At 61.2% G+C, this 21,178-nt stretch carries 23 protein-coding genes; 9 read left to right on the plus strand and 14 right to left on the minus strand.

Annotation, left to right across the window (positions count from 1 at the left end; all coding sequences use genetic code 11):
- Positions 1–13 precede the first annotated feature (13 nt).
- The 4 genes from J3A65_RS16565 to J3A65_RS16580 form a co-directional block, all read right to left on the minus strand.
- A complete protein-coding gene (locus tag J3A65_RS16565; protein WP_062462639.1) occupies positions 14–415 on the minus strand; it encodes a YkvA family protein in 402 nt (133 codons plus the stop codon).
- Between the two features lie 64 nt (positions 416–479).
- A complete protein-coding gene (locus J3A65_RS16570) occupies positions 480–797 on the minus strand; it encodes a 4a-hydroxytetrahydrobiopterin dehydratase (RefSeq protein ID WP_209903575.1) in 318 nt (105 codons plus the stop codon).
- Positions 798–817: 20 nt separating this feature from the next.
- Positions 818–1,405, minus strand: coding sequence for an RNA 2',3'-cyclic phosphodiesterase (gene thpR, locus J3A65_RS16575; protein WP_092659293.1), 588 nt, complete (start codon positions 1,403–1,405; stop codon positions 818–820).
- Positions 1,406–1,471: 66 nt separating this feature from the next.
- Positions 1,472–2,122, minus strand: a complete 651-nt coding sequence (locus J3A65_RS16580) for an arylesterase (protein WP_113167784.1) — start codon at positions 2,120–2,122, stop codon at positions 1,472–1,474.
- 75 nt (positions 2,123–2,197) lie between these two features.
- Between J3A65_RS16580 and J3A65_RS16585 the strand changes: the two genes are divergently transcribed.
- The 4 genes from J3A65_RS16585 to J3A65_RS16600 all read left to right on the plus strand — a co-directional run bounded on the left by J3A65_RS16585 (position 2,198) and on the right by J3A65_RS16600 (position 7,033).
- Positions 2,198–2,908, plus strand: coding sequence for an ABC transporter ATP-binding protein (locus J3A65_RS16585; protein WP_113111718.1), 711 nt, complete (start codon positions 2,198–2,200; stop codon positions 2,906–2,908).
- On the plus strand, positions 2,905–5,448 hold the full coding sequence (locus tag J3A65_RS16590) for an ABC transporter permease (RefSeq protein WP_209902333.1): 2,544 nt from the start codon (positions 2,905–2,907) through the stop codon (positions 5,446–5,448). The genes J3A65_RS16585 and J3A65_RS16590 overlap by 4 nt, the downstream gene beginning before the upstream one ends.
- Positions 5,449–5,604: 156 nt before the next feature.
- The gene (locus tag J3A65_RS16595; RefSeq protein ID WP_062581634.1) at positions 5,605–6,351 is read left to right on the plus strand and encodes a Bax inhibitor-1/YccA family protein; all 747 of its coding nucleotides are present in this window, start codon (positions 5,605–5,607) and stop codon (positions 6,349–6,351) included.
- A gap of 124 nt (positions 6,352–6,475) precedes the next feature.
- Positions 6,476–7,033 (plus strand): GNAT family N-acetyltransferase, encoded by a 558-nt coding sequence (locus J3A65_RS16600; RefSeq protein ID WP_209902335.1) that lies wholly within the window; start codon positions 6,476–6,478, stop codon positions 7,031–7,033.
- Between the two features lie 6 nt (positions 7,034–7,039).
- On the opposite strand, the gene J3A65_RS16605 is transcribed toward J3A65_RS16600, so the two are convergent.
- The 4 genes from J3A65_RS16605 to acnA form a co-directional block, all read right to left on the minus strand.
- The gene (locus J3A65_RS16605) at positions 7,040–7,429 is read right to left on the minus strand and encodes a DUF2794 domain-containing protein (RefSeq protein ID WP_062462366.1); all 390 of its coding nucleotides are present in this window, start codon (positions 7,427–7,429) and stop codon (positions 7,040–7,042) included.
- Between the two features lie 326 nt (positions 7,430–7,755).
- A complete protein-coding gene (locus J3A65_RS16610; protein WP_062462362.1) occupies positions 7,756–8,523 on the minus strand; it encodes a thioredoxin family protein in 768 nt (255 codons plus the stop codon).
- A gap of 177 nt (positions 8,524–8,700) precedes the next feature.
- Positions 8,701–9,438 (minus strand): sulfite exporter TauE/SafE family protein, encoded by a 738-nt coding sequence (locus J3A65_RS16615; RefSeq protein WP_209902338.1) that lies wholly within the window; start codon positions 9,436–9,438, stop codon positions 8,701–8,703.
- 192 nt (positions 9,439–9,630) lie between these two features.
- Positions 9,631–12,324 carry an aconitate hydratase AcnA gene (gene acnA, locus J3A65_RS16620; RefSeq protein WP_062462356.1) on the minus strand — a complete coding sequence of 898 codons (2,694 nt, stop codon included), beginning with the start codon at positions 12,322–12,324 and terminating at the stop codon, positions 9,631–9,633.
- A gap of 281 nt (positions 12,325–12,605) precedes the next feature.
- Here acnA and ccmA point away from each other — a divergent pair, with 281 nt between their 5' ends.
- From ccmA to J3A65_RS16645, 5 genes are read left to right on the plus strand one after another with little or no spacing between them, the layout of a single operon-like run.
- Positions 12,606–13,250 carry a heme ABC exporter ATP-binding protein CcmA gene (gene ccmA / locus J3A65_RS16625; RefSeq protein ID WP_209902340.1) on the plus strand — a complete coding sequence of 215 codons (645 nt, stop codon included), beginning with the start codon at positions 12,606–12,608 and terminating at the stop codon, positions 13,248–13,250.
- Positions 13,250–13,909, plus strand: a complete 660-nt coding sequence (ccmB, locus tag J3A65_RS16630) for a heme exporter protein CcmB (RefSeq protein ID WP_192077855.1) — start codon at positions 13,250–13,252, stop codon at positions 13,907–13,909. The genes ccmA and ccmB overlap by 1 nt, the downstream gene beginning before the upstream one ends.
- A gap of 41 nt (positions 13,910–13,950) precedes the next feature.
- Complete coding sequence (locus J3A65_RS16635) at positions 13,951–14,733, plus strand: heme ABC transporter permease (RefSeq protein WP_209902343.1); 783 nt, start codon at positions 13,951–13,953, stop codon at positions 14,731–14,733.
- Between the two features lies 1 nt (position 14,734).
- The gene (gene ccmD, locus J3A65_RS16640) at positions 14,735–14,908 is read left to right on the plus strand and encodes a heme exporter protein CcmD (RefSeq protein ID WP_209902345.1); all 174 of its coding nucleotides are present in this window, start codon (positions 14,735–14,737) and stop codon (positions 14,906–14,908) included.
- Positions 14,905–15,519, plus strand: coding sequence for a DsbE family thiol:disulfide interchange protein (locus J3A65_RS16645; RefSeq protein ID WP_209902347.1), 615 nt, complete (start codon positions 14,905–14,907; stop codon positions 15,517–15,519). Before ccmD ends, J3A65_RS16645 begins: the two co-directional genes overlap by 4 nt.
- A 36-nt stretch (positions 15,520–15,555) precedes the next feature.
- On the opposite strand, the gene J3A65_RS16650 is transcribed toward J3A65_RS16645, so the two are convergent.
- From J3A65_RS16650 to J3A65_RS16675, 6 genes are all read right to left on the minus strand, one after another.
- Positions 15,556–16,143: a DUF2585 domain-containing protein gene (locus J3A65_RS16650; protein ID WP_209902349.1), complete on the minus strand. Its 588-nt coding sequence runs from the start codon at positions 16,141–16,143 to the stop codon at positions 15,556–15,558.
- Positions 16,140–16,790 carry a septation protein A gene (locus J3A65_RS16655; protein WP_209902351.1) on the minus strand — a complete coding sequence of 217 codons (651 nt, stop codon included), beginning with the start codon at positions 16,788–16,790 and terminating at the stop codon, positions 16,140–16,142. Before J3A65_RS16655 ends, J3A65_RS16650 begins: the two co-directional genes overlap by 4 nt.
- A gap of 55 nt (positions 16,791–16,845) precedes the next feature.
- The gene (ftsY, locus tag J3A65_RS16660; protein WP_209902353.1) at positions 16,846–18,222 is read right to left on the minus strand and encodes a signal recognition particle-docking protein FtsY; all 1,377 of its coding nucleotides are present in this window, start codon (positions 18,220–18,222) and stop codon (positions 16,846–16,848) included.
- Between the two features lie 16 nt (positions 18,223–18,238).
- Positions 18,239–19,525 (minus strand): tRNA (N(6)-L-threonylcarbamoyladenosine(37)-C(2))-methylthiotransferase MtaB, encoded by a 1,287-nt coding sequence (gene mtaB / locus J3A65_RS16665; protein WP_209902355.1) that lies wholly within the window; start codon positions 19,523–19,525, stop codon positions 18,239–18,241.
- A complete protein-coding gene (gene dapF, locus J3A65_RS16670; protein ID WP_209902357.1) occupies positions 19,522–20,442 on the minus strand; it encodes a diaminopimelate epimerase in 921 nt (306 codons plus the stop codon). The genes mtaB and dapF overlap by 4 nt, the downstream gene beginning before the upstream one ends.
- A 112-nt stretch (positions 20,443–20,554) precedes the next feature.
- Positions 20,555–21,142 (minus strand): biliverdin-producing heme oxygenase, encoded by a 588-nt coding sequence (locus J3A65_RS16675; protein ID WP_209902359.1) that lies wholly within the window; start codon positions 21,140–21,142, stop codon positions 20,555–20,557.
- Between the last annotated feature and the right edge of the window lie 36 nt (positions 21,143–21,178).

Below are 21,178 nucleotides of genomic sequence, written 5' to 3' on the forward strand. Positions count from 1 at the left end.
CGGGGCGGCCGGATCAGCCGCTCGTCTTCATTCCGGCTGCAATATCGGGGTGATCGGCAAGCGCGCTGTCTGCTGCGTCGTAATGTCCGTCGTTGATATGGCCCTGGATCATGCGCAGGGCCGCAGCAAGAACCGCGATATCATCGCTGAAGCCGACGACCGCAAAGAAATCCGGGACGATGTCGATGGGGAGAATGAAATAGGCGAGCGCTGCCAGCAAGGTCCCGCGAACGCGCAAGGGTGTTTTTCGGTCCACGGCGCAGTAATAGGCGGCGACCAGATCGCGGCTGAATGGAATTTGCCGCGCGGCTCGCCGCATCGTCGGCCAGAACCTGGCACGCACCTGCTTTTCCCGGCGATCCTGCGTTTTTTCGTCGCCGGGCAGAAGGATCTCGCCGATCTTGACGTCATCCACGCTCATTCCGTCACTCCAGATGCTCGCTTCAATGCATCAGCATATGGGAATGCCGGTGTGAAGTTCAATTCCGGGGCGTGACGATCCGTGCGCGAAATGCCTCGTCCATGGCTCGCGCCAGCTTAAAATCACGACCTGTCAGCCCCTTCTTCGCATGGGTGGTGAGTTGCACCTCGACACGCGAATAGCTGTTGGACCAGTCCGGATGATGGTCGAGTTTTTCAGCCGCCAACGCGCATTCCGCCATGAACCCGAAGGCTTGGCGAAACGACGCAAAGACAAAGCTCCTCGTGATCGCGTCGCCATCAGGGCCCATCGTCCAGCCATCGAGAGTGGCGATCTCGCGCTCGATCGCTTCTCTGTCCAGCACCTCATAAGCCATCAGCATACCTTCGCCAGAGACTAGAAACGGTGCTCGGCTGTTTCCATCTCGTCCTGGGCATAGCCGTAGCTGAGCTCGCGCAGCGGGAAGATTTCCTCCGTCAGGTAGGGCCCGCCACCGCAGGATTCCTTGGAAGACATCAGCACGAAACGCGGAACGACAAAGGGCGCGGTGTGAAAATTCCCGCGCCCTGAAAGGTAATGTACGACTTCATCGAGTCGGCAGTGTTTGAGACGTGCCAGAGTGACATGCGGCGTGAATTTCCGCGGATCCGGCGCCAGTCCGAGACGCTGGCAGATCCGCTCGGTTTCCCCCTGCAGCGCGTGAAGTTCGGGCGACGGGGAGACACCGGCAAAGATCGAATGCGGCTTCTTGGACCCGAACGAACCGATACCTGTCAGCTTTAGCTGGAATTCCGGACGGTCGATCCGGTCCAGCCGGTCGACGATCTCGTCTGCGGTCCGTCCGTCGATATCGCCGATGAAGCGAAGGGTGATGTGATAGTTCTCCACATCGATCCACCGTGCGCCGGGGATGCCGCCACGGAGCAGCGACAGGCTCATCGCGACATTGCGTGGAACTTCGAGGGCGATGAAAAGTCTCGGCATAGGGACCTCCTCGAATCTTTTGCAGATGCTAACAGCGGAACATGCAACTCGCTTCCGCGCAAGATATTATTTTTGCTGACTACCGATGTCCCCAAGGAAGGCTTCGACCGAAGGAAGGCTCTTTTCGACCATGGCCGCGACACCCTTTGCGTTTGGATGCATGCCGTCTTCGAGCTGCATTCCGGCAACAGTGGTCACGCCATCGAGGAAGAACGGATAGAGCGGCAGCGCGTGTTTCTTGGCGAGCCTTTCGTAGATCGGGTTGAACTTCTGCGCATAGTCGCTGCCCATGTTCGGCGGCGCCATGATGCCAACCAGATAGATCGCAATGTTGCGCGCCTTCAGCCGCGTGATCATCGCATCGAGGTTCTTTTCCGTCTGCTCGGGTGCGATGCCGCGCAGCGCATCATTGGCGCCAAGCTCAAGGATCACGCCATCAGTGCCATCTGGAACCGACCAGTCGATGCGTCCAAGCCCGCCGGAACTGGTATCGCCGGACACGCCGGCATTGTTGATCGCCACATTGAGGCCCTTCGCTCTCAGCGCTGCCTCGAGCTGGGCGGTGTAGGATTCTGCCGGCGCCAGTTGGTAACCGGCCATCAGACTGTCTCCAAAACCGACGATCTGGAGGGTCTTGTCCTGGGCAAAAGCCGGGGCTGCGGTCAGTGCTGCCAGTATCATGACGAGGAATTGAAGCGGTCTTGCTTTAAAACGCACGATCGGTCTCCTAGATTTGGGCTTAACCGCAGCGCGGCATGAATTGCTCTTGAAGCCTATATAGGACGGTCTGCATTGACTAAAACCATCATCACGCTGCGAAAAGCCGATCTCACCCTCGGCAGCGCGGCGGCATCCGTTCACGTTTTGAAGAGCATGGATCTTGACGTCGACACAGGAGAAGCGGTCGGCATCGTTGGTCCCTCCGGTTCCGGCAAATCGACACTGCTGATGGTGCTGGCCGGCCTTGAACGCCTCGACAGCGGCGAGATCGTCATTAACGGCCAGGCGCTTCACAACCTTTCCGAAGATGCGCTGGCGGATTTCCGCGGCCGCAATATCGGTATCGTCTTCCAGTCGTTTCACCTCATCGCCAACATGACCGCGCTCGAAAACGTCGCGGTCCCGCTGGAGCTTGCAAATGCGAAGGATCCGTTCGAGATCGCCCGCCGCGAGCTGACAGCCGTTGGCCTGGGTGAACGCCTGCACCATTATCCCGGCCAGCTCTCCGGCGGCGAGCAGCAGCGCGTGGCGATCGCCCGCGCGCTTGCCCCCTCGCCCGCCGTGCTGATCGCGGACGAACCGACCGGCAATCTCGATACCGAGACCGGGCGCCAGATCGCCGACCTTCTGTTTTCCAAGCAGGCCGAGCGCGGCATGACGATGATCCTCGTCACCCATGACATTTCGCTCGCTGCCCGCTGCTCACGCCAGATCCGCGTCCGCTCCGGCGAAATCATCGACGACGGAGCAGGCGCTCCGGCCGTTCAGGTCGCATCCGTATGATGGTCGCGGTCCCTCGGCTGAAAATTGCACTGCGCCTGGCATTGCGGGAAATTCGCGGTGGCCTTAGCGGCTTCTACATCTTCCTCGCCTGCATCGCCCTTGGCACCGGCTCCATCGCCGCCGTCAATTCCGTTTCGCGCGCCATTACCGAAGCGATTGCCGGCCAGGGCCAGCAGCTGCTTGCAGGCGATATTCGTTTTGAGCTGAACAACCGCGAAGCGACCGAACAGGAACGCGCCTTCTTGAGCGGGCTCGGCGAAATGTCTGTCTCAACCGGCCTGCGCTCCATGGCCCGCAAGCCGGATGGATCCGAACAGGCGCTGGTCGAGGTCAAGGCCGTCGACGGCGCCTATCCACTCTACGGAGAGTTTAAGGCCGAGCCGGCCGCGCCCCTGCAGGAACTCGTCGCCAAACAGGGCGAGACCTTCGGCGCACTGGCCGCTCCGCTTCTGCTCGAGCGCCTCGGCATCAAGACCGGCGACGAACTGTTGCTCGGCAATATCAGGCTCGTCCTGCGCGGCACGATCGCCTCGGAACCGGACGCGGTGTCCGATGGCTTCGGCTTTGCGCCCCGCCTGATGGTCAGCCGGGAAGCGCTGCAGGCGTCGGGTTTGATGGCAAACGGCAGCCTTGTCGAACACGCCTACAAGATCAAGCTGCGTGATCCTGCCAGCCGAACCGGGTTGGCCGATCGCGCCAACCGCGAATTCCCGGCCGCCGGCTGGTCGATCCGAAGCAGCGACCGCGCTGCCCCGTCGCTTACCGAAAACGTCGAGCGCTTCTCGCAATTTCTGACGCTGGTCGGCCTCACCGCACTGATCGTCGGTGGTGTCGGCGTGGCGAACGCCGTGCGGGCCTTCCTCGATGCCAAACGCACCACGATCGCCACGTTCAAGTGCCTCGGCGCACCCGCAACCGTTGTCACGCTGATCTACCTGTTCCAGATCATGGTTCTGGCAGTGATCGGCATTCTGGCCGGCCTCGTCATCGGCGCCGTTTCGCCCATCGTGGCACTGCGCTTTCTCGAAGGCGTGCTTCCGGTACCCGATGGCATCAACATCTATCCGTCGGCGCTTGGGCTTGCCGCCCTGTTCGGTCTGCTGATCACCTTTGCCTTCGCCATTCTGCCGCTTGGACATGCCCGCGAGGTCCCTGCCACAGCTTTGTTCAGAGAACAGAGTTTCGACACGGGCCGCCTTCCATCCTGGCCGTATCTGGCAGCGGCCGGCGCAGCACTCGCCGCTCTCGCGATCCTTGCGATCTTCTCCTCCGATAATCACTTCGTTGCGTCGGTCTTCCTCGGCGCGGTCGCCTGCGCCTTCGTGCTGCTGCGGCTTGTGGCAGCGCTGATCGCGTGGCTTGCCCGTCGTGCCCCGCGCGTCAGTTCGCCGGCCTTGAGGCTGGCACTCGGCAATATCCACCGTCCCGGCGCCCTGACGCCCTCGGTCGTGCTCTCGCTCGGCCTCGGTCTGGCACTCCTGGTGACGCTGGCGCTGATCGACGGCAACATGCGCAACCAGCTGACCGGCAACATCGCCCGCAACGCGCCGAACTTCTTCTTCGTCGATGTCCAGAGCGCCGAAGTCGATGGTTTCCGCAAGCTGCTGCAGGAGCAGGCACCCGGCGCCAAGCTGTTCGAGGTGCCGATGCTGCGGGGTCGCATCCTCGCCTTCAACGGTCAGGATGTCAGTCAGATGAATGTTCCGGCAAAGGGCCGTTGGGTTCTGCGCGGCGATCGCGGCATCACTTACGCCAAGAACAAGCCGGAAAGCTCGACCCTGACGCAGGGTGAATGGTGGCCGGCCGACTATGACGGCGAGCCTCTCGTTTCATTTTCGGCGGAAGAGGCAGGCGAACTCGGACTGAAACTCGGTGATACGGTCACCGTCAACGTGCTCGGCCGCAACATCACCGCCAAGATCTCCAGTTTCCGCAACGTCGAATGGGAATCGCTGTCCATCAACTTCGTCATGGTCTTCTCGCCCAACACGTTCCGCGGCGCGCCGCATGCCTGGCTTGCGACCCTCACCGATCCATCGGCAACGGCGCAGCAGGAAGCGACAATCCTGCGCTCCGTCAGCAATGCCTATCCGACCATCACGAGTGTTAGGGTCAAGGATGCGATCGATATCGTCGACCAGTTGATCGGCCAGCTGGCAACCGCGATCCGGGCAGCTGCCGCCGTGGCGCTGATCGCTTCGGTGCTGGTGCTTGCCGGGGCGCTCGCGGCCGGAAACCGCGCCCGTACCCACGATGCCGTGATCCTGAAGACGCTGGGCGGAACGAGATCCATGCTCATTCGTGCCTTTAGCTACGAATACATGATCCTCGGCTTCGCCACCGCCGTGTTTGCGCTTCTGGCCGGCGGCGTATCCGCCTGGTTCATCGTGTCGCGCATCATGCGCCTTCCCTCGACCTTCCTGCCGGATGTGGCGATCATCACAGTTGTGGCCTCGCTGGTGCTGACCGTCGGCATTGGGCTTATCGGCACATGGCGGGTGCTCGGCCAGAAGGCGGCGCCGGTCCTCCGGGAATTGTGATCGGGAGCTTTGGGATCCATTGCGTTCCTTCCCCCTTGTATAGGCGTGGTTATCGCCTCATATTTGATGGTAGGCTTGCTGGGCTCCGCAGCGGCGCCTGGGTCTGACCGTTAGGGCCCGACACCGTGACAAATTCCGGAGCTTGAAGAGGATACTATGGCTGACTTCAACAACTATCAAAACCGAGCCGCCCAGACGGGTGCGCAGTCCGGTGCGATGATCGATGAAGGCCTGCGCGCCTATATGCTCAAGGTCTACAACCTGATGGCACTCGGCCTGGCGATCACCGGCATCGCGGCGTTTGCGACCTGGCAGATGGCCGTCGCCGATGGCCAGCTGACCCCCTTCGGCCAGCTGCTGTTTGCAAGCCCGCTGCGTTGGGTCGTGATGCTGTCGCCGCTCGCTGTCGTGTTCTTCCTGAGCTTCAGGATCAACAAGATGAGCGTAAGCGCCGCGCAGGCAACATTCTGGGGCTACGCCGCCCTGATGGGTCTTTCGCTGTCGTCGATATTCCTGGTCTTTACCGGCCAGAGCATCGTGCAGACGTTCTTCGTGACCGCAGCTTCGTTCGGCGCTCTGTCGCTCTACGGCTACACGACGAAGAGAAGCCTGTCGGCAATGGGCTCGTTCCTGATCATGGGCCTGTTCGGCCTGATCATCGCCTCGATCGTGAATATCTTCCTGGCGTCTTCGGCACTCGGCTTCGCGATCTCCGCGATCGGCGTGCTGATCTTCGCAGGGCTTACCGCCTACGACACGCAGAAGATCAAGGAAATGTACTACGACGCGGATGATGCGACGGTCATGGGCCGCAAGGCGATCATGGGCGCCCTGACGCTCTACCTCGACTTCATCAACCTGTTCACCTTCCTGCTTCAGTTCATGGGCAACCGTAACAACTGATCCACGGAGTGGACGACAGACCAGACGACACACAAGAAGGCGGCCGCAAGGTCGCCTTTTTTGTTGCCCGCCGGGAGGCTGCGTCATAAGGCTTGCTGCCTCACCTCAAGCCCCAAGTCCTGCCATGCTCCTGCACCTTCGCGACGTCACAACCGACGACCTGCCCGCCATCACGGCCATCTACCGGGACAGTGTGCTGAACGGCACCGCAAGCTACGAGATCACCCCGCCTGATCTGAAAGAGATGACCGCGCGCTTCCACGCCATCCGCGAGAAGGGCTATCCTTACATCGCCGCCATCGACGACGCCGGCGTCCTCATCGGCTATGCCTATGCATCCGCCTTCCGCACGCGGCCGGCCTATCGCTGGCTGGTAGAGGATTCGATCTATCTCTCTCCGGGGGCGCGTGGAAAGGGTGCCGGCAAAGCACTGCTGCAGGAACTGCTCAGCCGCTGCACAGCGCTCGGCTTTCGCCAGATGGTGGCCGTGATCGGTGGCGCAAGCCCCGCATCCGTCGCGGTCCACAAGAGCCTAGGCTTCGAAATGACCGGTACGCTGAAAGGCACCGGCTTCAAGCACGGTCAGTGGCTGGACACGGTCCTGATGCAGATTGCACTCGGCGAGGCTAAGGATACACCGCCTGACCCGACGGTCTATCCCGGTTCGCTGTTCACCGAGTGAACCAGTTCAGTCGATGAGCTTCAGCGCCTTGTCGAACACTTTCAACACCTGTGGCAGCTCGTGACCACGCTTCAGGATCACGCCGTTCGTGTTGATGACGGAATAGGCACCCTGCTTGTTGGCAAGCTTGGGGTTCTTCTCGATCCTGAACAGCGGCAGCTCTCCCGATCGCTTGAAGATCGAAAAGACGGCCTTGTCCTTCAGGTGGTCGATCGCGTAATCCTTCCACTCGCCCTCGCCCACCATCCGACCATAGATCCACAGGATGGAGTCGAGCTCTCGACGGTGAAATGTCACGGGCGCAGGATCGAGGCTCTGTCGGTATTCGCTGAGATTGACGACGACGGCAGCATCGTGAGGCCGGTGGCCCCTCGGAAATTCAGGCTGATCGGTCATCAAGACTCCCAATCATAGATGTCAAAGCAGTGACAGTGTGCCCCGACATTTTAGAAATTGCAACGCTGCCATACCAGGTTACCGGCTGCCGCGATGTTTTCTGAGAAAGCCGTATTTCGGTCAAAACAGCGCCCGAATTGCAAGCGAGATTGCAGATGTTGGTTTGGCGCGTTCTTTAGCGCCATTTGGCCCGGTTCGGTTCGCTGACCCTTACCCCCAGCCCCCCAGTGGATTTGGACCGGGCCGCCAACAAACTTCCCGTCGAAAAGAATGAGCGCGCGGCGCTCCGCGACCAGCTTGCTGGTGAGCGGTGTTGGTATGCCCTGTCAGTCGTCCAGCTTCTTGCGCCCGGCCATCAGGATTGTTGCGCCGATGATCTCGGCCGGCTCGCCATTCGGGCCCGATGCCTGAAGCAGGATTGCGCAACCGTCCTTCTTGGACTTGCCCATCAGCTTGCCTGGCAGCTTCAGCGACATGGTCTGGCCGTTCCACATGCCAACGGACTGCACGTCGTAGACGCTATGCCAGTAATCCATGTTCTTGCCGCTGTTTTCGCCCTTCGTCACCTCGACCTGCTGCTTCTTCGTGAAGTAGGCGACGACGACTTCGGCCTCGGCCGGTATCTGTGCATTGCCGGCGCCGATCTCGATCTCGATCTCGTCTCCGTGCATGGCAGCCGAGACGGGAACAACCAGCCCCTCTCCCTTGCTGCGCATACCATCGACCTTGGAGTTGATGCCGACCAGGTCCGTACCTTTGACATGGTCGCGACCGTTGATGATGGCCTGCGGCGTGTACACGCCGCTGCGGCCCATCGTCTTGGCATAGCCGTACTGACGCTCGGTATTCTCTTTGGAGGCAAGCGTATCGGTCCAGCCGAGATAGTTCCAGTAGTCGACGTGATAGGACAGCGCCACGACGTCGCCCTGGGCCACAAGCTGGCTGAACGTGGTGTCCGCAGGCGGACAGGAGGCACAGCCCTGCGAGGTGAACAGTTCCACGACGCCCTTCGGGGCCTTCGATTCCCCTGCCGAAGCCGAGCCTGCTATCAGCAGACCGGCAACGAGGACCATGGAGCGAAAACGAAGCAGCATGAATGGCAAACCCTTTGATAGGTTGTTTGTTATCCACGATTGCGAGGGGCAATCAAGGCCATAACGGTGGGACGCCGGATAAGTAACCGCGGCACCGGTTCAAGAGGAAGTCACGAACGGGTGAGGATCCGACATGTGATCGCTCTCTGCGATCGCGTGTCCGGCCCGTTCCGCCTGTTAGAAAAAGCTCAGCAATCCCTGGGTCAGGTAGACCGCGCCGACGCCGGTCACCACCCATCGGGTCCAGCTCCGAAAATTGGCGTCCGTCATCTTTTGCAGGATACCGTTGCCCGCCCGTGCGCCGAGGATGGCGATCGGCGCGGCGATCAGCACCGCCACCATGTCAACGGTCGGAAGGTTCGAAGCGGCATCCCAGTAGAAGGCGATCTTTGCCAGATGCGAGATCGTCTGGATCGACGCCTTGGTGGCGATGACCTTGCGCCGGTCCATCTCGGTGCGAATGAAGAAGATATCGACCGTCGGACCTGCCACGCCGACGCTGATCGTCATCCCACCCGACAGCAGCCCAGCCAAAAACGCATGCGAGGGACGCGACGCATCGAGCTGCAGTCGGTTGACCGGTATCCAGACGAGAACAGGCATCAGGCCGACACCGATCAGGACCACGATCAGGCTTGGCGTATAGCTCGTCAGAAACAGGATGAGGGCGGAAACCGCCACACCGGAACACAGGATCGAGAGGATCTTCCAGTCGATATAGGCGCGGGAGAACCAGGCGCGGGATCCGTTGGAGACCATCTGGATGACGCCCTGGATCGCGATTGCCGTGCCGACCGGATAGAGAAACAGGAGCACCCACAAGAGGATCAGCCCGCCCGCCATGCCGAAAATCCCAGACAGAAGCGACGTCAGGAAAACCGTAACGGCCATGCCGATGAAAATGATGAGGGACAAGGAATGAAGACCTTAACGTCGGTGGCCAAGGCGAAATGCTCACCACCGCATCCCCGACCTGGTCAGGGAATTTAGCGTACAGCCCAGGGATCCGGGCTGACGAAGTCTTGCGACAAGCGCAGCCACGAGGGAGAGCCGATCGCCACAAAAAAATTCCACCCGCCGGTCTGACCGGCGGGTGGATGATGTTTATTAGGCGACCAGGTCGCGAAGAACGGTCTGCAGAATGCCGCCGTTGTTCATGTAGATCACCTCGTCCAGCGTATCGATGCGGCAGAGGATGTTGATTTCCTTCACCGAACCGTCGCCATAGGTGATCTTTGCGATCTTCCATTCGCGCGGCTTGATATCGCCTTCGAGACCGACGATCTCGACCGTCTCGTCACCCTTGAGGTCGAGCGAGGCCCAGGTCACGCCCTCTTCGAAGACGAAGGGAACGACGCCCATGCCGACCAGGTTGGAGCGGTGGATACGCTCGAACGACTGCGCGATGACCGCCTTGACGCCGAGCAGGTTGGTGCCCTTTGCAGCCCAGTCACGCGAGGAACCATTGCCGTATTCGACGCCGGCAAAGATGACCAGCGGCGTGCCTTCATCCTTGTACTTCATGGCCGCATCGTAAATCGACATCTCTTCCTTGGACGGATAGTGGATGGTGTAGCCACCTTCCTTGCCGTTCGGGCCGAGCATGTGGTTGCGGATGCGGATGTTGGCGAACGTGCCGCGCATCATGACTTCATGATTGCCGCGACGCGTGCCGTACTGGTTGAAGTCGGCAACGGCGACGCCGTTTTCCGAAAGGTAAGCACCGGCTGGCGAAGCCGCCTTGATCGAACCGGCCGGCGAGATGTGGTCGGTGGTGATCTTGTCGCCGAACAGGCCAAGGACGCGTGCGCCGTGGATGTTCTTGAGACCGGTTCCCGTCTTGCCCATGCCGACGAAATACGGCGGGTTCTGCACATAGGTCGACTTGTCGTCCCATGCATAGGTGTCGCCGTCAGGGATCTGGACTGCCTGCCAGTTCTCGTCGCCCTTGAACACGTCCGCATACTTGCTCTCGAACAGTTCGCGGGTGACGTATTTCTGGATGAACTCCTGAACTTCCTTGGAGGTCGGCCAGACATCCTTGAGGAATACCGGCTGGCCATCGCTGCCGATGCCGAGCGGTTCCGTGGTCAGGTCCTTGCGCACCGAGCCGGCCAGCGCATAAGCGACGACGAGCGGCGGCGAAGCCAGGTAGTTGGCCTGGACGTCAGGCGAAATACGGCCTTCGAAATTGCGGTTGCCGGAAAGAACGCCGGCAGCAATCAGACCCTTGTCGTTGATCGTCTTGGAGATCGGCGCCGGCAGAGGACCGGAATTGCCGATGCAGGTCGTGCAGCCGAAGCCGACGAGGTTAAAGCCGATCGCATCGAGCGAATCCTGCAGGCCGGACTTGGCGAGATATTCGCCAACAACCTGCGATCCCGGTGCAAGCGACGTCTTTACCCACGGCTTGGACGTCAGACCCTTGGCGACTGCGTTGCGGGCGAGAAGGCCAGCCGCGATCAGCACCGACGGGTTGGATGTGTTGGTGCAGGACGTGATGGCGGCAATCGCCACATCGCCATGACCGAGATCGTAATCCGTGCCTTCAACCGGGTAGCGGTTTTCAAGCTGGCCCGGCTTCTTGTAGTCGGTGTCCATCGAGCCAGCGAAACCGGAGGCGATGTTCTCGAGCGAGATGCGACCTTCCGGACGCTTCGGGCCGGCCATCGACGGCACGACGTCGTTGAGGTCGAGTTCCAGCGTGTCGGTGAAGACCAGCTCGGCACCGTCGGTGTCGCGCCACATGCCCTGAGCCTTCGAATAGGCTTCGACGAGCGCGATGCGCTCCTTGGTGCGGCCGGACATGTGGAGGTAGCTGACGGTTTCGGCATCGACCGGGAAGAAGCCGCAAGTCGCTCCGTATTCCGGACCCATGTTACCGATCGTCGCACGGTCTGCGACCGGCATGTTGTCCATGCCTGGGCCGAAGAATTCGACGAACTTGGAAACCACGCCCTTCTTGCGCAGCATCTGCACGACTGTCAGCACGAGGTCGGTCGCGGTGACGCCTTCCTTGAGCTTGCCGGTCAGCTTGAAGCCGATGACTTCTGGCAGAAGCATGGAGACAGGCTGGCCGAGCATCGAGGCTTCCGCTTCGATACCGCCGACGCCCCAACCGAGAACGCCGAGACCATTGATCATGGTCGTGTGCGAATCGGTGCCAACGCAGGTGTCCGGATAAGCGACGGTTTCGCCGTCTTCTTCACTGGTCCAGACCGTCTGGCCGAGATATTCGAAGTTCACCTGGTGGCAGATGCCGGTGCCGGGCGGAACGACGCGGAAATTCTTGAACGCCTGCTGTCCCCACTTGAGGAAGCGGTAACGCTCGCCGTTGCGCTCGTATTCGAGCTCGACGTTGCGGGCAAAAGCAGTCGGTGTGCCGAATTCGTCGACGATGACCGAGTGGTCGATGACGAGATCGACCGGAACCAGCGGGTTGATCTTTTCAGGATCGCCGCCGAGTGCCTTGATGCCGTCGCGCATGGCTGCGAGATCGACGACTGCCGGAACGCCGGTGAAGTCCTGCATCAGCACGCGGGCTGGACGATAAGCGATCTCAGCCTCGGCCAGACCCTTGTTGTTGAGCCATTCGGCAACCGACAGGATCTGGTCCTTGGTAACGGACTTTCCGTCTTCGAAGCGCAACAGGTTTTCAAGCAGAACCTTCATCGAGAAGGGCAGCTTGGAAACGTCCGGCAGACCATTCTGCTCGGCTTTCGGAAGGCTGTAATAGACATAGTCCTTACCGCCTACGGTAAGGACGGAGCGACAATTGAAACTGTCGACAGATTTAGCCACGGATAAACCCCGCTGATGTAAGAGCCAACACGCGCGTGCGGACGCCTATGCACTTCATGCACATCAGGATGCGGGTACGACCATTTCCGCTGTCCGCACGAAAGGACTTTTGATGATCCTCAAGTTCGGCGCTAGATGAAAATCACGCCGGCCGCTGGCGTGTTGCGATGCTTATAGATAATTTCTAAGAAGCGTTCCAGACACTTTGACGCAGGTCGCCAAACATTTTTTGGCAGCGGTGTGATCGAAGGCTTAATCCGGCCCGAAAAGGCATAGACCATATGCGGCTGATTGCCGAAAATCTGAGCGCCCGGCGCGGCGAAGATCTGATCTTCCAGGGCGTCTCCTTCGCACTGTCTGGCGGCGAAAGCCTTGTTCTGACGGGGAAAAACGGATCGGGCAAATCCACGCTCCTGCGCGTCGTGGCAGGCCTCCTGCGCCCCGAAAGCGGCACCGTCACATGGCAGGCAGAGACTGCTGACAAGGGCATGCGGGCAGCCGAAGCCTGTCACTACCTCGGCCACCGCAATGCCATGAAAACCGAGCTTTCGGTGCATGAGAACCTGACATTCTGGCAGCAGTTTTTCGGCCAGTCCCCGCAGGGAAAATGTCTTCCGGTCGAGGAAGCGGCCGATGCGGTCGGGCTTTCCGACATAACCCATCTTCCGTTCGGATATCTTTCCGCCGGCCAGCAGCGGCGCATGGCATTTGCCAAGCTTCTCGTCTCCTTTCGGCCGGTCTGGATCCTCGACGAACCGACGGCAGCACTCGATGTCAGCGCGGAACGTGTGTTCACCGGCCTTATCGAATCACATCTGCGAAATGGCGGCATCCTGATCGCCGCCACGCACCAACCGCTCGGGCTGGACAACGCCCAGGAATTGAAGATGGCGGGTTTTGCCGGTTTTGCGGAGGAGGTCTGGTGATGACCGCTCTCCTTCTGCGCGACCTGAAGCTTTCCGTCCGTGCCGGCGGTGGCGCGCTGATCGGCGTCCTGTTTTTCATCACGGTTGTCGCCGTCATTCCCTTCGGTGTTGGTCCCGATCTCAACCTTCTGTCGCGAATCGGCCCGGCGATCGTCTGGATCGGAGCGCTTCTCTCCGCCCTGCTCGGCCTCGACCGGATGTTCCAGACCGACCGCGAGGATGGATCGCTCGACGTGATGCTGATGCAGGAACATCCGCTGGTTCTGACCGTGCTCGTCAAATGCCTCGCCCACTGGATCGGCAACGGCCTGCCGCTGGTCATCGCCTCGCCGCTGCTTGGCCTGTTCATGAACATGGACGAAGTGGCGATCGGCGCCACCATGCTGACGCTTCTGGTCGGTACGCCGGCGCTCACCTTCATCGGTGCCGTTGGTGCCGCTGTTGCGGTCACGCTGCCGCGCGGCGGACTGCTTGTCTCGATCCTCGTCCTGCCGCTTGCCGTGCCTGTGCTGATCTTTGGGGTCAGCGCCTCCTATGCGGCGGTGGAGGATCCCGCTCCATTCCTGCCACCTTTTCTGATACTGGTGGCAATCACGATGTTTTTTGCAGTGCTTGGCCCCCTTGGCGCGGCACTCGCTTTGAGAAACGCCGACGATTGATTAGATGGAACCTCTTCTCGCCCTGAAGTAGAAAAGCCCAGATGTCCGAAAGCCTTGCCATCACCAAACTCAGCGATCTCGCCAACCCGACCCGGTTTATAGGCCTGGCGTCGCGCCTCCTACCTTGGCTGTCGGCGGTGACCGCGATTCTATTTGCAGCAGGCCTCTATCTGAGCTTTGCCGGCGAAGGCGACTATCAGCAGGGGCTGACGGTTCGCATCATGTATGTGCATGTGCCCGCGGCATGGCTTTCGATGATGTGCTACACGGTGATGGCGCTTTCAGCGATCGGCACGCTGGTCTGGCGCCATCCGCTGGCGGACGTTGCCCACAAGACTGCTGCCCCGCTTGGCGCCGCTTTCACGCTGATCGCGCTTGCCACCGGCTCTCTCTGGGGCAAGCCGATGTGGGGAACCTGGTGGGTCTGGGACGCGCGCCTCACCTCCGTCTTCGTGCTTTTCCTGATGTATCTCGGCCTGATCGCGCTCAACCGCGCCATGGACGATCCGGGCAAGGCCGCCCGCCTTTGCGCCATCCTCATCCTCGTCGGCTTCGTCAACATTCCGATCATCAAATTCTCGGTCGACTGGTGGAACACGCTGCATCAGCCGGCAAGCGTCATTCGCATGGGCGGATCGAGCATCGACGCGTCGTTCCTGCGGCCGCTGCTTGTCATGGCACTCGCCTTCACGATGCTGTTCTTCACCCTGCACATCGCTGCCATGCGCAACGAGATCTGGCGTCGCCGCGTGTCCGCGCAGCGCCGGATGGCAGCAAGAATGGCAGGCGACAAGCCAGGCCTGACGATCGAGAAGAGCACCTGACATGAGCCACACATTCTATATCGCCATGTCCTATGGAATTGCCGGCCTCATCTCGCTCTGTCTGATCGGCTGGGTCTGGCTCGATGGCCGCGCCCGCCGCCGGGAACTTGCGCAGCTCGAAGCAGCCGGCATCCGCCGCCGCTCGGCAAAGGCCCCGGAAGGCGGCAAGGCATGAGCGCCGAACCCTCGTCCTCGCAGGACATCCAGCCGAAGCGCCGCGGTCTCGCCCGTTACGCCTTCGCGCTCATCCCGCTTCTCGCCTTCGCAGGCTTTGCCGCAGTCGCCGGCAAGATGCTCTACGACCAGGATGTCAACGGACGCGACATCTCCGCCATTCCGTCAGCCCTGATCGGCAAGAAAGCGCCGTCCCTGGCGCTGCCGCCTCTCGAAGGCTCGCAGACCGCGGCGCTGACCTCCTCGGCCATTTCCGGCAAGCTGACGCTGGTCAATGTCTTTGCCTCCTGGTGCGTCCCCTGCCGGCAGGAACACCCGATCCTGAAGCAACTGGCGGAAGACAACAGGCTCACCATCGTCGGCATCAACTACAAGGACCGCAACGACAACGCGCTGCGCTTCCTCGGCGAGCTCGGCAACCCCTACAAGGCGATCGGCATCGATCCGAACGGCAAGTCCGCGATCGATTGGGGCGTCTACGGCATTCCGGAAAGCTATCTGGTAGGCCCCGACGGCACCATCCTCTATAAGAAGGTCGGCCCCTTCGACACCCGCAGCGTCACCCAGGATCTGCTACCGGCAATCGAGAAGGCGGCAGCGGGAAAAGGCTGAGCCAGTACTTGTTGGTTCTAAACCTTGCTCAACCCCTCACAGCGCGTTTTGCCAAACCTTGATGGCATCCACCGGCCAGACCAGCATCAGCACATTCAGTGTCAGGTTGTCGCGGATCAGCCAGCCGGTGAAGAGTTCGAAGAACAGGGCGATGCACACCGTGAGCCAGACGGGCGCACGCGCGGCAAAAAGGAAGCCGAGCGCCATGAACACCGTGTCCATCGCCGAGTTGAGGATGCTGTCGCCCGAATAGCCAAGCGCCATCGTCGCGGTCCGGTAGCGGTCGATGATAACAGGCGAATTCTCGGCGATCTCCCACGCGGCCTCGATGAGGACAGCGAGCGAGAACCGGGCCGGCACCGACGCACGGCGCAGGATCAGCCATCCGAGCCCGTAGAACAGAAAACCATGGATGATGTGGGACGGCACATACCAGTCGCCCAGATGCTGCGAATTGCCCGACGAATTCACCTCGGCCTCGAACAGCTTTATGTAGCCGCATTCGCAGATCGGGACGCGGCCCATCGCGTAGAGAATGAGGATCTGCGCCACAAACAGCACCAGCGCTGCGACAAGCCAGCGTCGTCCGGATGAACCGCTTGAGGGCAGGAGCCCGGCAGTCACACTTCGGAACCCGTTTTCGGCTCTTCGACGGAGTGGCGCATGATCAGCGGCATCTGCGAAAGGGTGAACAGGATGGTGATCGGCATCGTGCCCCAGACCTTGAAGTTGACCCAGGCCTCGTCGGAGAAATTGCGCCAGACCACCTCGTTGAGGACGGCGAGAAACAGGAAGAAGATCCCCCAGCGCAGGGTGAGCTTTCTCCAGCCCTCTTCATTCAGGTTGAAGGCGGCGTTGAAGACATAGCCGAGCAGCGACTTGCCGAAGAAAAGCCCGCCGAGCAGCACCACGCCGAACAGCGTGTTGACGATGGTCGGCTTCATCTTGATGAAGGTTTCGTCCTGCAGCCAGATCGACAGCGACCCGAATACCATAACGACCACGCCCGAGACAAAGGGCATGACCGGCAGGTGCTTGAAGACGATCTTGGAGATCACCAGCGAGATCACCGTGGCAACCATGAACAGCGCGGTTGCCACCAGAAGCGGGCCGCCGACGGCCGAAAGTGCCGGGAATTTCTGCACCAGCCATTCGCCGCGCAGGTTGCCGAAGAAGAACACCAGGAGCGGCCCGAGCTCCAGCGCCATTTTCAGGCCCGGATGCTTCTTCTCGTCCTTGGTCGGCTTGGTGTCGCTTTCAATCGTCTGCATGGGGTCCAACTTCAAAGCCAGTGATTGCCTGGAGCAAAATCGTTTCTGTGTGTCATCAATGCGGCGCGGGCGCCAGCCCGGCAATCGCTTCGGCGAAATCCTTGGCCTCGAAAGGCTCGAGATCGTCGACCCCTTCGCCGACACCGACGAAATAGACCGGCAGCTTGTGCTTGGCGGCGATCGCGACAAGGATACCGCCGCGCGCGGTGCCGTCGAGCTTGGTCATGATCAGACCGCTGACGCCGGCAATATTGCGGAAGATCTCGACCTGGTTCATCGCATTCTGGCCCGTCGTCGCATCGAGCGTCTGCAGCACCGTATGCGGCGCGTCCGGATCGAGCTTGTTCAGCACGCGAACGATCTTTTCGAGTTCCGCCATCAGCTCGGTCTTGTTCTGCAACCGGCCGGCCGTGTCGATGATCAGCACGTCCGACTTGTTGGCACGCGCCTGCTCGAAAGCGTCATAGGCAAGGCCTGCCGCATCGGCGCCGAGCTTGGTGCCGATAAACTGAGATCCCGTCCGGTCGGCCCAGATCTTCAGCTGTTCGATGGCAGCGGCACGGAACGTATCGCCGGCCGCCAGCATCACCTTAAGCCCCGAGCCCGAAAGTTTTGCCGCAAGCTTGCCGATCGTCGTCGTCTTGCCGGTGCCGTTGACGCCGACGACGAGAATGACATGCGGCTTGTGGCTGAGATCGAGCTGCAGCGGCTTGGCGACCGGCGTCAGCACCTTGGTGATCTCCGCCGACATGATGCGCGACACATCCTCGCCGGTCACGTCCTTGCCGTAGCGTTCGGAAGACAGCGTGCCGGTGATCCGCATTGCGGTCTCGACCCCAAGATCGGCCTGGATCAACAGGTCCTCGAGATCCTCGAGCGTCTGGTCGTCCAGCTTGCGCTTGGTAAACAGCGCCGCAATCTGGCCGGTCAGCTGCGACGAGGTCCGTGACAGGCCTTCGCGCAGACGCTGGAACCAGGTGAGTTTGGCAGGCGGCACGATGGTGACGGTTTCCGGTGCCGCACTGGCAGTGGAAAAGCCCCTGGGCAGAACCGGCGCCTCGATCGGGGCGGACGTGACGTCTGCCGCCGCTTCGGCTTCGAGCAGCGACAGCGGCACGATACCGAGTTCGGAGGTTTCCTCGACACCCGGGAGAATGGCGGCGTCGTTCTCTGCGTCAGCCTCTGAAACAGGCTCGTCGACGTCAGCCATATCGGCCGGCGCATCCGACGCCGGTCCGCCAGCGGTCTCCATCTCGATCGCGGCCACCGGATCGACAGCAACGACGGGCAGATCTTCCGCGCGCGTCTTGGGTTCCAGCTCCGCCTGAACGGCATCCGCTTCTGTGATCGGTGCCGGAGCGCGATCTTCCACCTGTTGTTCGGGGGGGACGTCGCCGAAGGTGAAGACGCGTTTGATGAAACTCAGTGCCATAAGAAATCCGTTCCGGTCAGGCCGCCCGCTCTGTGGCGGGAGCGGCCATGACCCGCATGTCGAGATGTTTGCCGTTATGGCCAGTTATCATAATGCGCTGGATGTCCCGGGGAACCAGCCCCGGCACAGCAACCAGCGAAAAGTTTTCGGTATGCGCCAGGCCGTTGTTTTCAACGATGACGATCTGTTCGGTCCCCACCATGCGGTCGAGATGGGCTTTATGCAACGCCTCACCCGTCGCGCGAAGCCTTGCGGCGCGCTCCTTGACCAGTGCCCGGTCGAGCTGCGGCATCCGCGCGGCCGGCGTTCCGGGACGCGGGCTATAGGGGAAAACATGCAGAAAGGAAATGCCGGCGTCCTGCGCAAGCGTCGCCAAATTTTCAAACATCTCTTCCGTCTCGGTCGGAAACCCGGCGATCATGTCGGCGCCGAATGCGATTTCGGGCCGCAGCCGGCGGGCCTGTTCGACAAAGTCCAATGCTTCGCGGCGACTGTGGCGGCGTTTCATCCGCTTCAGGATCATGTCGTCGCCATGCTGCAGCGAGAGGTGCAGATGCGGCATGAAACGCGGCTCGTCGGAGATCAGATCCCAGAGATGATTGTCCGCCTCGATACTGTCGATCGAAGACAGCCGCAGCCGCAGGATTTCAGGCACCTGCCTTAGAAGCGTCTTGGCAAGAAGCCCGAGCGTCGGCTGGCCGGGAAGGTCACCGCCGTAGCTGGTGGCATCGACGCCGGTGAGCACGATCTCGCGATACCCGCCTTCGACAAGCCGGCGCGCCTGTTCGACGACGGCACCCATCGGAACCGAACGGGAATTGCCGCGACCGTAAGGGATGATGCAGAAGGTGCAGCGATGGTCGCAACCGTTCTGGACCTGGATGAAGGCGCGCACATGACCATCGATATGGCGGATCATCTGCGGCGCCGTCGCCTTGATGCTCATGATATCGTTCACGCGCAGCTTTTCTTCAGAAGACACGCCGAAATCCGGAAGCGCGCGATAGGATTGGCTGTTCAGCTTCTCCTCGTTGCCGAGCACCATGTCCACTTCGGGCATCTCGGCAAATGTCTGCTTCTCGGTCTGGGCGGCGCATCCCGTGACGACGATCCGGGCATGGGGATTGTCACGACGCACGCGGCGGATCGTCTGGCGGGCTTGGCGCACCGCTTCCGAGGTCACAGCACAGGTATTCACCAGCACGGCATTGTTGAGCCCGGCCTTTTCGGCCTCCGCCCGCATCACTTCCGATTCGTAGGTGTTCAGCCGACAGCCAAAGGTGATGACCTCGACGCCACTCAATGGACCTTCGCCCCTTGGTAAGCGCCCTGCCCGACTTCCTCGTCACGCGAAAATTCACCGGTGACCGGATCGACCTTGCCGGACCATTCCCATTCCGCAGGGCCGGTCATCACCACGTGATCGTCTTCACGCCACTCGATGACGAGCGGCTGCCGGGTGGGCGCTGAGGCAACGTCGATGGTCACGGTGCGACCCGTGCGGCCGGTGCGCGCAGCGGACACGCCGGCGGCACAGGCGGCGGAGCCGCAGGCAAGCGTCAGCCCCGCGCCGCGTTCCCATGTGCGGGTGCGCAGCGATGTTTCCGATGTCACCTGCGCCAGCGTGATATTCGCCTTTTCCGGAAAGATCGGATGGTTTTCGAGAAGCGGTCCGAACCGTTCCAGATCGAAGTTCATGGGATCGCGATCAACCCAGAAGATCGCATGCGGATTGCCGATCGCCATTGCGGACGGCGAATGCAGGATCGGCGCATCGATCGGGCCGATCTGCAGCTCGATCCGGCTGGTATCGTAGAATTCTTCAGACAACGGGATCTTGTCCCAGGCAAAGGCCGGCTTGCCCATATCGACCGAGATCGTGCCATCCTCGTGCTCACGCGCATTGAGAATGCCGGCAACCGTCTGGAAGGTGAAAACCTTGCGGCCAGTCTCGGAGCTCAAGGCCTGCACGACGCAGCGCGTGCCGTTGCCGCAGGCCTGGGCCTTGCTGCCGTCGCAGTTCAGGATGTCGATAAACGCGTCGGTACCCGCTATCTTCGGATCGTGGATCGCCATGATCTGGTCGAACTGGGTCGCAGCATCCGCGTTGAGCGCAACGGCTGCTTCCGGCGTGACCTTGTCGGCGCGACCGCGCATGTCGATGACCAGGATCTTGTTGCCAAGCCCGTTCATGCGCGCAAATTCGACCTGTTCTGCCATGATTGCCAACCCGTGCGGTAAATTACCGGTCATCGGCCGTATATGGCGGAAATCGCCACGAATTGCCAGTAGCGCGCGCAACTTGTGCGGCGAGCGCCATTCTCCGATCGTGTCATCCGAAGATCTGGTCGACCAGCGCATGCACCCGGCGGAACGCCGCCCTGGCGCCTTCTGCTGCCTCGAGTTCCTCCGCCTCGGTCAGCAGAAGCTCGTTATAGGCCGAAACGAAGTTGCGCCAGTGCAAGCCGCGGCCGTCCGTGTGGCCGGCCAGATGCCGCGCACCGAAATCGTCCGACAACCCGAGCTTGGCCGCTTCCTTGCGCAGGAAGGCTGCGCCGAGATTGGAGCCTTCGGCGACATAGAGCCAGCCGAGCGCGGTCGCAGGGTTCAGGGGGCCGGTCGTTGATCCCAGCTGTTCCGGCACGCCGCCGAGATCCGCGATGTCGTGGCGAAGCGCTTCCAACCGGCAACGCTCGGTAAGGCCGGGCAGCAGCCGGTTGAGTTCGGCGGCCGCGTAGAGCGGCGCGACATCGGCGTGGAACCGATGCTGCACGTCGAGAAACAAGGCATAGCGCTCGCGATTGGCGAATGGCTCCGCCCGCATGATCCGCTTGTCGAGCGTATCATGCGTGCCCGCTGTCTGCGCCTTGAGGCGCTGGATGCGAGTAGCGTCCGTCAGGCGGTCCAGTTCGATCTGCATATCTTGCCCCATTCACTCATGTTTCCGCATCAAGCA

It is taken from the genome of Rhizobium sp. PvP014, assembly GCF_017876855.1.
Classification (GTDB): domain Bacteria; phylum Pseudomonadota; class Alphaproteobacteria; order Rhizobiales; family Rhizobiaceae; genus Neorhizobium; species Neorhizobium soli.